Annotated in this window: 13 protein-coding genes; 7 read left to right on the forward strand and 6 right to left on the reverse strand. The window is 61.9% G+C overall.

All coding sequences use genetic code 11. The features are described 5' to 3' along the window. Positions 1–11 precede the first annotated feature (11 nt). The gene (locus tag AB7813_RS16065) at positions 12–797 is read left to right on the forward strand and encodes a FadR/GntR family transcriptional regulator (protein ID WP_089265861.1); all 786 of its coding nucleotides are present in this window, start codon (positions 12–14) and stop codon (positions 795–797) included. Between the two features lies 1 nt (position 798). Here AB7813_RS16065 and AB7813_RS16070 read toward each other — a convergent pair whose 3' ends face one another. From AB7813_RS16070 to AB7813_RS16080, 3 genes are all read right to left on the reverse strand, one after another. Further along, complete coding sequence (locus tag AB7813_RS16070) at positions 799–2,091, reverse strand: TRAP transporter large permease (protein WP_089265860.1); 1,293 nt, start codon at positions 2,089–2,091, stop codon at positions 799–801. Positions 2,092–2,131: 40 nt separating this feature from the next. After that, complete coding sequence (locus AB7813_RS16075; RefSeq protein ID WP_175367803.1) at positions 2,132–2,707, reverse strand: TRAP transporter small permease; 576 nt, start codon at positions 2,705–2,707, stop codon at positions 2,132–2,134. A gap of 83 nt (positions 2,708–2,790) precedes the next feature. Further along, complete coding sequence (locus AB7813_RS16080) at positions 2,791–3,795, reverse strand: TRAP transporter substrate-binding protein (protein WP_093757160.1); 1,005 nt, start codon at positions 3,793–3,795, stop codon at positions 2,791–2,793. A gap of 345 nt (positions 3,796–4,140) precedes the next feature. Here AB7813_RS16080 and AB7813_RS16085 point away from each other — a divergent pair, with 345 nt between their 5' ends. After that, positions 4,141–5,364 carry a bifunctional alpha/beta hydrolase/OsmC family protein gene (locus tag AB7813_RS16085; protein ID WP_439065042.1) on the forward strand — a complete coding sequence of 408 codons (1,224 nt, stop codon included), beginning with the start codon at positions 4,141–4,143 and terminating at the stop codon, positions 5,362–5,364. 19 nt (positions 5,365–5,383) lie between these two features. Here AB7813_RS16085 and AB7813_RS16090 read toward each other — a convergent pair whose 3' ends face one another. Both AB7813_RS16090 and AB7813_RS16095 read right to left on the reverse strand, forming a co-directional pair. Further along, positions 5,384–6,154 carry an esterase/lipase family protein gene (locus tag AB7813_RS16090; protein ID WP_320445522.1) on the reverse strand — a complete coding sequence of 257 codons (771 nt, stop codon included), beginning with the start codon at positions 6,152–6,154 and terminating at the stop codon, positions 5,384–5,386. A gap of 184 nt (positions 6,155–6,338) precedes the next feature. Beyond that, positions 6,339–7,625 carry a DUF445 domain-containing protein gene (locus tag AB7813_RS16095; protein ID WP_184512030.1) on the reverse strand — a complete coding sequence of 429 codons (1,287 nt, stop codon included), beginning with the start codon at positions 7,623–7,625 and terminating at the stop codon, positions 6,339–6,341. 186 nt (positions 7,626–7,811) lie between these two features. Between AB7813_RS16095 and AB7813_RS16100 the strand changes: the two genes are divergently transcribed. Beyond that, positions 7,812–8,078: a hypothetical protein gene (locus AB7813_RS16100; RefSeq protein ID WP_068730348.1), complete on the forward strand. Its 267-nt coding sequence runs from the start codon at positions 7,812–7,814 to the stop codon at positions 8,076–8,078. 165 nt (positions 8,079–8,243) lie between these two features. Here the strand turns inward: AB7813_RS16100 and AB7813_RS16105 are convergent, their stop codons facing one another. Continuing rightward, a complete protein-coding gene (locus tag AB7813_RS16105; protein ID WP_439065043.1) occupies positions 8,244–9,578 on the reverse strand; it encodes a dihydroorotase in 1,335 nt (444 codons plus the stop codon). Positions 9,579–9,728: 150 nt separating this feature from the next. Here AB7813_RS16105 and ygfZ point away from each other — a divergent pair, with 150 nt between their 5' ends. The 4 genes from ygfZ (at position 9,729) to AB7813_RS16125 (ending at position 12,489) form a co-directional block, all read left to right on the forward strand. Continuing rightward, positions 9,729–10,613, forward strand: coding sequence for a CAF17-like 4Fe-4S cluster assembly/insertion protein YgfZ (ygfZ, locus tag AB7813_RS16110; RefSeq protein ID WP_439084011.1), 885 nt, complete (start codon positions 9,729–9,731; stop codon positions 10,611–10,613). A gap of 13 nt (positions 10,614–10,626) precedes the next feature. Next, complete coding sequence (locus AB7813_RS16115; protein ID WP_439065045.1) at positions 10,627–11,253, forward strand: DNA-3-methyladenine glycosylase I; 627 nt, start codon at positions 10,627–10,629, stop codon at positions 11,251–11,253. 27 nt (positions 11,254–11,280) lie between these two features. Next, on the forward strand, positions 11,281–11,907 hold the full coding sequence (locus tag AB7813_RS16120; RefSeq protein WP_439065046.1) for a YfbR-like 5'-deoxynucleotidase: 627 nt from the start codon (positions 11,281–11,283) through the stop codon (positions 11,905–11,907). A gap of 75 nt (positions 11,908–11,982) precedes the next feature. Continuing rightward, entirely contained in the window at positions 11,983–12,489 is a 507-nt protein-coding gene (locus AB7813_RS16125; protein WP_231079197.1) for a tyrosine phosphatase family protein, read from the forward strand. Positions 12,490–12,563: the final 74 nt, after the last annotated feature.

Raw genomic sequence — 12,563 nt, forward strand, 5'->3', positions numbered from 1 at the left:
CCGGTTGTACGATGACCGGACAAGCTAAGCCACGCACCAAGCGCAAGACAACCAATGGGGCCGCAGGCACGCCTTTGCTGCGACCGCTCAATCCCGTGCGCCGCCGTACTGAGGAAGTCGTCGAGCGCATCGCTGCCCAGATCATCGAAGGCCGCTTGCCCGCAGGCGCGCGCCTACCGACCGAGCAGGCCATGATGGCGGCCATGGGCGTCAGCCGCACGGTCGTTCGCGAGGCGATTGCGGCACTCCGCGCCCGGGGTCTTGTAACCACCCGGCAAGGCGCCGGTGCCTTCGTCAACAGCGAGCCCGATCAGCAGCCTTATGCCATCGACCCCGACGGCCTGGGCTCGCTTGGCAGCGTGATCGAAATTCTTGAACTGCGCACGGCCGTCGAGATGGAGGCCGCGGCTATAGCCAGCGAGCGCGCCACCGCTGCCCAGATCCGAGCCATTGCCAAGGCCGCGGCTACCTTCAGCCGCGCCATCGCCAATGGCGACCGTGCGGTGAAGGAGGACTTTGACTTCCACTTCGCCATTGCTGTCGCCACGCAGAATGCGCGCTTTGTCGGTTTTCTGGAATTCCTTGGCGGTCTTATCATCCCGCGCCAGAGCATCCGCACCTTCGATGGCAAAGTCGAATTGCAGAAGCGCTATCTCGAGAGTATCGAGAAGGAGCATCAAGTCATCGTCAATGCGATCAGCGCCCGTTCGCCGCGCAAGGCTCGCGATGCGATGCGCCGGCATTTGCTGAACGGCAAGGAACGCTACAAGCAGTTGTCAGTCGATCCGGTCCAGTAGCTCACCTGAAGCCGAACGCGTGCGGCAGCGCCATCGAGAACCACGGTACGTAAGTCACCAGCATCAAGACCGCGAACATCACCCAGTAAAACGGCCAGATCCCGCGCATCACCTCGTCCACCGAGACCTTGCCGATGGCGCAGCCCACGAACAGCGTGGTACCGACCGGAGGCGTCAACAGGCCGATGCCGAGATTGAGCAGCATCACGATGCCGAAATGCACGGGGTCGATCCCGAAACTCTTCACCACCGGCAGCAGGATCGGCGTGCAGATCAGCAGCAGTGGCGCGAGATCGAGCGCCGTGCCGAGGATCAGCAGCATGATATTGAGCCACATCAATAGCACGTATTTGTTCGACGAGATGGCGACGAAGAACTCGGTCATATGCGCCGGCATCCGCATCATCGCAGCGACATAGCCGAAGCATGACGCGGTCGCGACCAGCGTCAACACCATCGCCACCGTCTGGAGCGTCCGGTAGGTCAGCATCGGCAGCTCGGACCATTTGTAGTCGCGATAGATAAACATCGTGACGAAGAAGGCCCAGACGCACGCCACAGCGCCAGCCTCGATCGGCGTGAACACGCCTGTGAGAATGCCACCGAGCACAATTACCAGCGTGACGATTCCCCAGGTGGCATCCCCCAGCATCTTCAGCGCCTGCTTCACTGGCACCGGCTCGCCCTTCGGATGACCATCGCGATAGGCAAAGTAGAGACACAACAACATGATCGCAAAGCCAAGCAATAGCCCGGGCACGATACCTGCCAGGAACAGGCTGGTGATCGAGACCACGCCGCCGGTCGCCAGCGAATAGATCACCGCATTGTGGCTCGGCGGCACCAGGATCGCCTGGACCGAGGCGGAGATGGTCACATTGGTGGCGAACACCCGTGGATACCCCTTCGCCGCCATCTGCGGGATCATCACCGAGCCAATCGCCGACGTATCCGCGACCGACGAGCCGGAAATCCCGGACATGATAGTCGTAGCCAGAATATTGACCTGGGATAGGCCGCCGCGGATACGCGTGAAGCCGACCACGACGGCTGCAAAATCCACCAGCCTTCGCGCCATGCCGCCTTCTGCCATGATGGCGCCGGCCAGCACGAAGAACGGCACAGTCAGCATCGACACCTTGCCGACGCCGCTGGAGAGTTGCTGCATCACAGCTGCAACGGGCAGATCGATCCACAGTGCGCCGACCAGCGCGGAAAGCGCCAGGGCAAAGGCGATCGGCATGCCGACGGCGAAGAACAGACACATGCTGAGCAGAAGAACGGCGATGTCCATGTCGGATTTTCTTTATTCTGGCTGGAGCTGATCGGCGAAGCTAGTCGAGAGGTATGTGTGCGTCGCTGCCATCCTGCGGCGGCGGACCGATGGTCAGGCGTTCGACGACAAAGAGAAACATCATCGCGCCGGAAACCGGGATCGGCATGTAGGTGATCCCGACAGACAACCAGGGAAATTCATCCACCGAATTGCCCCAGGTGGTCATCACCAGCTTCATGCCCCAGATCACCATGAACAGTGCCACCGCAGCCATCAGCAACTCGCTGATGAAAGCAGCTACGACACGCGCGTGAGGCGGCAGCAGATTGGTACCTACCGTCATGTTCATGTGGATGCGCTGGCGATAGCAGTTGGCGGCGCCGATGAAAGTCACCGCTATCGTCAGCAACACCGCCAGCGGCTCCGGCCATGACGCCGCGCTGTTTAAAATGTAGCGGGTGTAAACAGCCCAAGGGATAATCGCGGAGATCAGCACAAGCGCCAGGCAAGAAAAAACGGCACCGGACCAGTACAGTGCGTTCATGGCGCGGCGGAACGCGTAAGCCGCACCATGGCTGGCCGTATCGGCGTGATGACTGGATGCAGCCGGCAGTTTGGAAATAACGTCAGACATGAAGACCTCAGGTAACGCGACGGAAGCGCTGGCCTATCCTGTCGTCCCCGCGAAGGCGGGGACGACACATTGAGAACATGCCGCTAGCTCACCGCAGCAATGCGCTTGGTCATCTCGGCGTATTTCGCGCCGTATTTGTCCCACACCGGCTTCACGGCATCGCGGAACGGCTGCTTGTCGATGGACGTGACGATGTCGGTGCCGACTTCCTTCATCTTGTCCAGCGCGGTCTTCTCCGCCTCGTACCAGAGCACGCGCTGTTCGAGCTGCGCTTCGCGGCCGAATTTCTTCAGCAGCGCCTGATCGTCCGGCGTGAGCTTCGCCCATGACGCCTTCGAGAACACCAGCAATTCCGGAATGATCAGATGCTCTGTCATCGAGAAATACTTGGCGACCTGGAAGTGGTTCTGCGCCACGAAGGATGGCAGGTTGTTCTCGGCCCCATCGACGACGCCGGTCTGCATGGCGCTAAACACCTGATCGAAGCCCATGGCGACACCATTGCCGCCGAGCGCATTCATGGTGTCGATAAACAACGGATTGCCGATCATCCGGATCTTGAGACCCTTGAGATCAGCGAGCGTCTTGATCGGGCGCTTGCTGTTATAGATGTTGCGCGAGCCGGCATTCATCCAGCCAAGCGCGACCAGGCCGGTTTTTTCATTGGCCGTGATCTTGTTCAGCAGCTCGGTGCCAATCTCGCCATCGAGGACCGCTTCCATGTGCTTGGAATCGCGAAACACGAACGGCATGTTGAAGACGTTGACGTCATCGACCACCGGGCCGACGGCGCCGACGGAAATGCGCGCGATCTGCAGAGCGCCGACCTGGGCCTGCTCGATGGCTTCCTTCTCGCCGCCGAGCTGCATGGACGGAAACATCTGGATGGTGAGCCGGCCGCTTGTGGCGGCATCCAGCTTCTTGCCCATGCGCACCACGGATTCGACCGTGGGGTAGCCGAGCGGGTGGACGTCAGAGGCCTTGAGGACCATCTTGGTCTGCGCCTGCGCAGGCGTGAACCGCCCGAGACCGGTAGCGCCAACCGCGAGCGCGGCCAGTCCGCCTTTGACGACATCTCTTCTCTTCATGGACGAAATCCTCCCTGTGAATTTCCCGATGCGGCGCGTTGGCCATTATTCTGGTTCGCCCCTTTGCGGGGTCGATCTTGTCACAATTCTAGGAGCGTGCCGGCCCGCCGTCCATCAGCTTGTAGCGGCAGCGCACCCCAAAAGTTGTACGATGACCCGACATCTAGCACCGACATCGGAGGCCGGCAAGCGCGTGCTCGAGCGGCCGCGCAGAACTAAAGTTCAACCCGAGGTGCGACGCCAAGAGAGCAGCTCGGCCTCATTCTCGCGCGGGTGTTGGGTACCCACTGATTGATTGGGTGGAATCGGTGTAGAAAGAGACATCTGTCACGACAGGAGCCCACCGTGCCAACTGAACGCTTTCAATTCCCCGGCGCGGCCGGCCATATGCTGGCGGCGGCGCTGGACCTGCCCGATGGCGATGTCCATGCATATGCGCTGTTCGCGCATTGCTTCACTTGCGGCAAGGACGTGCTCGCGGCGCGGCGTATCTCTGCGGCGCTGACGCTCAAGGGCATCGCCGTGCTGCGCTTCGACTTCACTGGCCTCGGCTCCAGCGATGGCGATTTCGCCAATAGCACGTTCTCGTCGAATGTCGCCGATCTCGTAAAGGCCGCGGACCATTTGCGGGAAATACGCCAGGCACCGGCAATCCTGATCGGCCACAGCCTCGGCGGCGCAGCGATCCTCGCCGCCGCTGAACAGGTGCCGGAAGCCAAGGCCGTTGTCACCATCGCGGCGCCCTCCGATCCCGCGCATGTCACCGACATGTTCGCCGAACATGTCGACGCGATCCGAGAAAAAGGCGAGGTCGAGGTCAAGCTCGCCGGCCGGCCATTCAGCATCAAGCGTGAATTCCTCGACGATATCGCCGAGCACAATCTGATGGCCAAGGTCGCCAGGCTGCACAAGGCGCTGCTGATCATGCATGCGCCCACCGACGACACCGTGGGCATCGACAACGCCACGAAGATTTTCGTCGCTGCCAAACATCCCAAGAGCTTCGTCTCGCTGGCCGGCGCCGATCATCTGCTCACGCAAAAGCATGACGCGATCTATGTCGCCGATGTCATCGCCGCCTGGGCTGGGCGCTATCTCAATGCGGTCGCCGTCACGCCCGTAGCGAGCCCGCCCGATGAGCCGCGCAAGGTGGTGGTGAGCGAGACGCGCGCCAGCAAATTCCAGCAGGTCATCAATGTCGGCCCGCATCAGATACTCGCCGACGAGCCGATCGCGGCCGGCGGCGAGGACACCGGACCCGGTCCGTATGATCTGCTGCTCAGCGCGCTCGGCGCCTGCACCGCGATGACCATGCGGCTCTATGCCGAGCGCAAGGCATTGCCGATGGACCACGTTACGGTGACGCTGAACCACAAGAAGATCTACGCCAGGGATTGCGAGGAATGCGAGACCAAGGACGGCATGCTGGACCAGATTGAGCGCGTCATCACGATCGACGGCAAGCTCGACGCCGAGCAGCGCGCAAAGCTCATGGAGATCGCTGACAAGTGCCCGGTACACCGGACACTGACATCTGAGATCAGGATCGTGACGACAGCAGCAGAGTGAGCGTGTCGCTGACGCGCCTTTACCTGTTAGGGTCCGGATAGACCAGGCTGCGCCAGCCAGAGCGATCGAACGGTGCCCACGCGCCTTCCTTTTGCGCGAGACGCTCCGCCACTGCATAGACGACGGCGGGGTGATGCCCCATCCCGCAATGGCTGCTCTCGACCTCGATGCTCTCCGACATCGCCGATGACTTCTCCATGCAGCCCTGCCAGGCACAGACGCCGTCGGTGCGGCTGTAGATCGCGGTGGTCGGGACCGGCGGCGTATCGGCAAGCGAACCACCGAAATCGTCGTCGGTGTCATCGGCGCGTTTGCCGCTGGCGAATTCATAGACGCGCCAGGCATTGGTGGATTTCGGATGGCCGGCAAACGGGCTACCCAGCGTGATCACCGAGCGGACGCGGTCCGGCATCATCTTGGCAAGCTGGCGTGCGTAAAGGCCGCCGAGACTCCAGCCGACCAGACTCACCTTGCGGCCGTGGTTCTCGTTCATCTCTTTCAGCAATTCGACCATGCTGCCCTGCACACCGTCGCGCAGGCCGAGATTGCGGCCCTGCTTCCAGCCGCTGACGGCATAGCCGCGGCCTTTGAGGAAGGTGCGGAGCGGACCTGTCGAAACATCCGAGGCCACAAGGCCCGGCAGTACCAGTACCGGATGACCATCGCCACGCGGCGCGAGATTCAGCAGCGGCAGCGCGCCGAGAAAGGCGCCGAATTCGTGAACCGCACGGCCTTCAAGAAACATCAGGGTTTTCGATGGGGGACGCTGCGCCTGGGCCGTAGCCGACATCTGATTTCCTCTCGCCGGCGCGTTGGCCGGTCATATCGATTGATTTGAAAGCAGCCTCACAGGGAGGGAATCACACAACGCACCGAAGCAACTATCAGTTCACTCAAGTTAAGGTCGGGTTTGTGGCAGTTCAAGCGCATCCCGATACCCCCCGGTGCCTCACTTCCGCAATGCGGAACTGCTCTCACAGCAGTCGCAACAGATATTCGATCGTGTAGAGCGCCAGCCCAGCGAGGCCGCCGATCAGCGAACCGTTGAAGCGGATATATTGCAGATCGCGGCCTATATTGACTTCGATGACACCGATCAGCTGCTGCATGTCCCAGCCCTTCACCTGATCGGCGATAAAACTCGACACGCCGCTTTTCTGATCGGCGATGAACGTGCGCAGCACCACGACGATGCCCTGGTTGATCTCGCCGCGCATCTCGGCATCGGCGCGCAGCGCTGCACCGGCCTCGACGAACACATTGGCCAGATGATGTGCCAGTACATTGCTTTCACCTGATGCACTGCGCTCGATGAAGCTGCGCGCATTGTTCCAGAGATTACGCCCAAGTTCGGCAAGCTCGGGGCGCGCCAGCAGATCGCGCTTCAACCCATCGATGCGGCCGGTGAAGCCGGGCTCGGTCTCCAGCCGATCGACGAAGGAGAGCAGCATGCGGTCGAACTCACCACGGAACGGATGCGCTGGATCCTTGCGTACATCGTCAAAGAAGGTCGTGGCCGACGCGACGATGCGCTTCAGCAGGAACGCATCGGCGCGATAGAGTTTGAGCAACGTCGGCAGCTCGTCGCGAATCTTGTTCTTGATGACAGCCAGCGTGTCCGGCTCGGTCAGCGCGCCATGCATGGCGCCGAGCAGATTGTCGAGCAGGCCCTGATGGCGACCATCGCGAATGAAGCCGCGCATGGTGCCGGCAGCGATGGGCGCGAGATCAACTGACTGCAGCTGAGTCATCACGCGGCGCGTGATGAAGGTTTTGAGACCAGACGTTTCCGTCGCCGACATCGCCTCCGGCAGCAGCCGCAGCAAGAAACGCGCGAGATCCGCGCTACGCTTTTTATCGCTCAGCCAGTCTGCAACGAAACTCGCAAAATCCACCTCACGTAGTTTGGCCTCGACCGGCCCGGCTTCGAGGAAATGCACCTCGATGAATTCACCCAGCTTGTCCGCAATGCGATTTTGATTCGCCTGGATGATCGCGGTGTGCGGAATCGGCAGGCCCAGCGGCCGACGGAACAGCGCGACAACGGCGTACCAGTCCGCCAATCCGCCAATAGTGGCCGCTTCCGCGAAGGCCGCAACGAATCCGAACGCGGGATGAATCGACAGCAAGATTTTTGCACCGACAAACACGACCAGACAGCTCGCCAGCACCAGCGCCGCAATCGCCTTGACGCGTCGCAACTCTGCTGCGCGCGCAGCGTCGCCGGGACTCGCGAAAGACGAAAAACTGTTTGCGTCCATAGGCTTCCTCAACCGGTCAAGATGACCGGTTCCCGCTGTTAACATAATGTCGGACAATGTGAGTCACTGTCGTTAACCTTTCTTAAAGATGTCGCTCGCGGAACCTGCTCCGCGTGGTAAATCTCGATTCGAACTTGCGAGGCGCGCTTCGCTTTGATGCGCACCGAAGACCGTTTTGGGAATTTCATGAGCGAATCATTGTCGTACCGCCCCGCCCGCGATCCGCTACCGGATCAGGAACAGAAGCAGGCCGCGCTGAGCTATCTCAACGAAGCCTGGGCGGAAGCACGGCATGACGGCGTCGATGGCGATTGCCTCGCGCAGGCCAGCCTGTTCGCAGCCTTTGCCGAGCTCGTCGGCACCTATGGCGAAGACGCCGTGGCGAAGTTTGTCGAGGGTCTTCCGGGCCGCGTGCGCAATGGCGAGTTCTCGCTGACACTGGCACGGCAGTAAGATTTCTTACCCTCCCCTGAAGGGGGGAGGGTCGGTGAGCAATCCGCGAAGCGGATGCGAGACGGGGTGGGGTGAGGCCACACACTACGTCGCTCGTGATTTCACCCCACCCCGCTGCGAGCTTCGCTCGCATCGACCCTCCCCCACTAGGGGAGGGTGAAGAGTTCAAGCCTTCAACGTCTCCAGGAACTTCACCGTCTCGCCCTGCGACGGCGTGACCAGTTCGCCCTGCCACATCACGCGGCGGCCGCGCACGAAGGTGCCGACGGGCCAGCCGGTGACTTTCACACCGTCATAGGGCGTCCAGCCGGCCTTCGAGGCTACCCAGTCATTGGTGATGGTCTCGGTGCGTTTCAGATCCACGATGGTGAAGTCGGCGTCATAGCCCGCCGCGATGCGGCCCTTCATGGCGATGTTGTACAGCCGCGCGGGACCTGCACTCGACAGATCGACGAAGCGTGCCAGCGACAGGCGGCCGGCATTGACGTGATCCAGCATGATCGGCACCAGCGTCTGCACGCCGGTCATTCCCGAGGGCGACGCCGGATAGATTTTCTTCTTTTCCTCGAGCGTGTGCGGCGCGTGGTCGGAGCCGAGCACATCGATGATGCCCTGACTGATGCCATTCCAGATGCCGTCGCGATGGCTGGCATCGCGCACCGGCGGGTTCATCTGCGCCAGCGTGCCGAGGCGTTCGTAGCATTCTGGCGCCGCCATGGTCAGATGATGCGGCGTCGCCTCGCAGGACGCGACGTCCTTGTGGTCGCGCAAATATTCGATCTCTTCTTTCGTCGAGATATGCAGAACATGGATGCGCTTGCCGGTCTCGCGCGCAAGGTTGACCAGCCGCTGCGTCGCCATCAGCGCCGCAGTCTCGTCGCGCCACACCGGGTGCGAACGGGTGTCGCCTTCGATACGCAGGTTCTTGCGCTCGTTGAGGCGATATTCGTCTTCGGCGTGGAAGGCGGCGCGGCGCTTGATGACCTGGAAGATGCGGCGGAGGCTGTCGTCATCCTCGACCAGCAGCGCGCCGGTGGATGAGCCGATGAATACTTTCACGCCGGCGCAGCCGGGCGCGCGTTCGAGCTCCGGCAGGTCCTGCACGTTCTCGCGGGTCCCGCCGATGAAGAAGGCGTAATCGCAATGCATGCGATGATGACCCCGCTTCACCTTGTCGGTGAAGGTCGCCTCGTCGATGGTCAGCGGATTGGTATTCGGCATTTCGAACACGCCGGTGACGCCGCCCATCACGGCGCTGCGTGATCCGGTCTCCAGGTCTTCCTTCTGTTCGAGGCCCGGCTCGCGGAAATGCACCTGGGTGTCGATCACGCCCGGCAGGATGTGCAGCCCCTTGCAGTCGATCACTTCAGCGGCCGAGGCCGCACCGAGCGATCCGATGGCCGCGATTCGGCCATTGCGAATGCCGATATCGCGCACACCCTCGCCGTCCTGATTGACGACGGTGCCGTTCTTCAAAATCGTATCGAATGTCTGGGTCATCTGGTCTCGTCACAGCCTGTGAATGGCGCGCAGGATGAGCGCGGGCCTTGTTGTCGGCATCTTAGCGGCTTAACTTTAGCTGTCATATCCGCCAGCCGTGATTCACCCTCGGTTCCTGGCTCGTTTATTGGATTTTTCGAGATTTTCCCAATGAAAGCAGCGTTTCTCCCCGATCGGGGTGTGGTGAAAATCGCCGGCGACGACGCCCGCGGTTTCCTCAACAACCTCGTGACTTCCGAGATCGAGGTGGTGGCGCCTGGCATCGCCCGGTTCGGCGCGCTGCTGACGCCGCAGGGCAAGATCATCGCCGACTTCCTCATCACCCAAGCGCCGGCCGGCCATGGCGGCGGGCTCCTGATCGACTGCCCGCGCGAACTGGCACAACCGCTGGCCACCAAGCTCGGCTTCTACAAGTTGCGCGCCAAGGTGACGGTAGAGAATCTCTCCGACGCGTTCGGCGTGCTTGCGGTCTGGGATGGCGAGCCCGGCATGAAGCCGGACCTGACCTTCGCCGATCCGCGCAATGCGGAGCTCGGCTATCGCATCCTCGTGCCGGCGGATCTCGCCGCAAAGACGGCGGCGCTGGTCGGTGCCGAACCGGTCGATGCATCAGCCTATGAAGCGCACCGCATCAGGCTCGGCGTGCCACGCGGCGGAGCTGATTTCGCCTATAGCGACGCATTTCCGCATGAGGCCAATATGGACAAGCTCGGCGGAGTCGATTTCGACAAGGGATGTTACATCGGCCAGGAGGTCGTCTCCCGCATGCAGCATCGCGGCACCGCGCGCACGCGCATCGTCGGCGTCACGCTGGATGGCGCGGCGCCGGCCGCCGGCACCGAAATCCGCGCCGCGGACAAGCCGATCGGCACCATGGGCTCGTCTGCCGATGGCCGTGGCCTCGCCATGATCCGCACCGACCGCGCCAGTGATGCGCTCGATGCCGATGCCGCTTTCCTGGCCGGCGACATCGCCATTCATCTCGCCGACGCCGCTGCCGTACGCGCACTGGCCACGAAGAAGACCCCCGCATGAAAAAGATCTCGGCATGAGCAAACCCGCGATCACGCATGACGACGGCAAGACGCGCTGCCCGTGGCCGGGTGAAGATCCATTCTATGTCGCCTATCACGACACCGAATGGGGCGTCCCGGAATATGACGACCGCGCGCTCTACGAGAAGCTGATCCTCGATGGCTTCCAGGCCGGCCTCTCCTGGATCACCATCCTGCGCAAGCGCGACAATTTCCGCAAAGCATTCGATGACTTTCAGCCGGAAAAAATCGCGCGCTACAGCGAGAAGAAAGTTCATGCGCTGATGAACGATGCCGGCATCGTGCGCAACCGCGCCAAGATCGAAGGCGCGATCCTCAGCGCCAAGGGCTATCTGAAAATCATGGAAGAAGGTGCCGGCTTCTCGAAATATCTGTGGGACTTCGTCGACGGCAAGCCGCTGGTCAACAATTTCAAGACCCATGGCAGCGTGCCGGCCTCGACACCGCTATCGGCCAATATCTCGAAAGACCTGCAGGGGCGCGGCTTCAAATTCGTCGGCCCGACCATCGTCTATGCCTTTATGGAGGCCACAGGCATGGTCAACGATCATCTCGTGACCTGCTTTTGCCACGAGGCCTGCATGGGCCTGAAGCGCAAGCCGCGCCTCAAGGCGAAGTAGCAACAAGAAACTCAAGACCAAGAACCGATGGCCAAATCGAAATTCGACCAAAGATTTTCCCGCGACGTCGCCACCCGCGCCTGGCAACGCATGCTGTCGGGCCGGCGGCTTGATCTGCTCGATCCCTCGCCGCTGGATATCGAAATTGCCGATATTGCCCACGGGCTCGCGCGCGTCGCGCGCTGGAACGGGCAGACCCACGGCGCGCATATTTTCTCGGTAGCACAGCACACGCTGCTGGTCGAAGCCGTGTTGCGCGAGCAGATGCCGCGCGCCGACGAGCGCGTGCGGCTCGCAGCCCTGCTGCATGACGCGCCGGAATATGTCATCGGCGACATGATCTCGCCGTTCAAGGCGGTGATCGGCGGCGATTACAAGGTGATCGAGAATCGCCTGCTCGGCGCCATCCACATCCGCTTCGGCCTGCCGCCAGCGCTGGAGCCCGGGATCACCAAACAGATCAAGGCCGCCGATATGGGCGCCGCCTATCTGGAAGCAACCCGGCTTGCGGGATTTAAGGAGGCCGAGGCAAAGCGTCTGTTCGGCAAGGATCCCGGCCTCTCGGAAGCTATGGTGGAAGATTACCTGACGCCGTGGTCGGCGGGGAAGGCTGAGAAGCGGTTTCTGGCAAGGTTTGAGGCGCTGCTGGCGTAATTTAAACTCCGTCATGCCCGGGCATGACGTGGAGAGAACGGAGCGTTATAACGACGCTCAACAAAAGGTTCCCCGATGATCCACGTCTGCTCGCTCGCCGATCTGCATCCCACCGTGAAGGACACGGCCGCGAGCCACGTGCTCACCATCATGGCCAATGTCGCGCAGGTGCAGCGGCCGCCGTCGATCAGCGAGGCCAATCATCTCAGGGTGCAGGTCGACGACATCACCGAGGTGATGGACGGCTTTGTCGCGCCCAACGAAGGTCACATCACGCAGGTGCTGGACTTCGTCCGCGGCTGGGATCGCGCCTCGCCGCTGGTGATCCATTGCTATGCCGGCATCTCGCGTTCCACCGCCAGCGCCTTTGCCGCCGCCTGCATGCTCAATCCGGACCGCGACGAGCGCGACATCGCGCTGCGAATCCGCGCCGCCTCGCCGATCGCCTCCCCCAACCGCCTGCTCGTGACTCTCGCCGACAAGGCGCTGGGCCGCGGCGGCCGCATGGTCCGCGCGCTCGACGAGATGGGCCCCGGCAATCTGACCGTGATCGGCAAGCCGTTTCGCCTCGATCTGGATTAATTCCAGCAATTACGCGCGGCGCGTGAACTAAAGTTCTCCACGACAACACATACCGATGGCCATGTCCCCGGGCG

It is taken from the genome of Tardiphaga sp. 20_F10_N6_6 (assembly GCF_052076045.1).
GTDB lineage: Bacteria > Pseudomonadota > Alphaproteobacteria > Rhizobiales > Xanthobacteraceae > Tardiphaga > Tardiphaga robiniae.

Excerpts from the sequence above, each read along its gene's own strand:
- AB7813_RS16065 (WP_089265861.1), top strand. The coding sequence starts at position 12 with ATGACCGGACAAGCTAAGCCACGCACCAAGCGCAAGACAACCAATGGG.
- AB7813_RS16070 (WP_089265860.1), bottom strand. The coding sequence starts at position 2,091 with ATGGACATCGCCGTTCTTCTGCTCAGCATGTGTCTGTTCTTCGCCGTC.
- AB7813_RS16075 (WP_175367803.1), bottom strand. The coding sequence starts at position 2,707 with ATGTCTGACGTTATTTCCAAACTGCCGGCTGCATCCAGTCATCACGCC.
- AB7813_RS16080 (WP_093757160.1), bottom strand. The coding sequence starts at position 3,795 with ATGAAGAGAAGAGATGTCGTCAAAGGCGGACTGGCCGCGCTCGCGGTT.
- AB7813_RS16090 (WP_320445522.1), bottom strand. The coding sequence starts at position 6,154 with ATGTCGGCTACGGCCCAGGCGCAGCGTCCCCCATCGAAAACCCTGATG.
- AB7813_RS16095 (WP_184512030.1), bottom strand. The coding sequence starts at position 7,625 with ATGGACGCAAACAGTTTTTCGTCTTTCGCGAGTCCCGGCGACGCTGCG.
- AB7813_RS16100 (WP_068730348.1), top strand. The coding sequence starts at position 7,812 with ATGAGCGAATCATTGTCGTACCGCCCCGCCCGCGATCCGCTACCGGAT.
- AB7813_RS16105 (WP_439065043.1), bottom strand. The coding sequence starts at position 9,578 with ATGACCCAGACATTCGATACGATTTTGAAGAACGGCACCGTCGTCAAT.
- ygfZ (WP_439084011.1), top strand. The coding sequence starts at position 9,729 with ATGAAAGCAGCGTTTCTCCCCGATCGGGGTGTGGTGAAAATCGCCGGC.
- AB7813_RS16115 (WP_439065045.1), top strand. The coding sequence starts at position 10,627 with ATGAGCAAACCCGCGATCACGCATGACGACGGCAAGACGCGCTGCCCG.
- AB7813_RS16120 (WP_439065046.1), top strand. The coding sequence starts at position 11,281 with ATGGCCAAATCGAAATTCGACCAAAGATTTTCCCGCGACGTCGCCACC.
- AB7813_RS16125 (WP_231079197.1), top strand. The coding sequence starts at position 11,983 with ATGATCCACGTCTGCTCGCTCGCCGATCTGCATCCCACCGTGAAGGAC.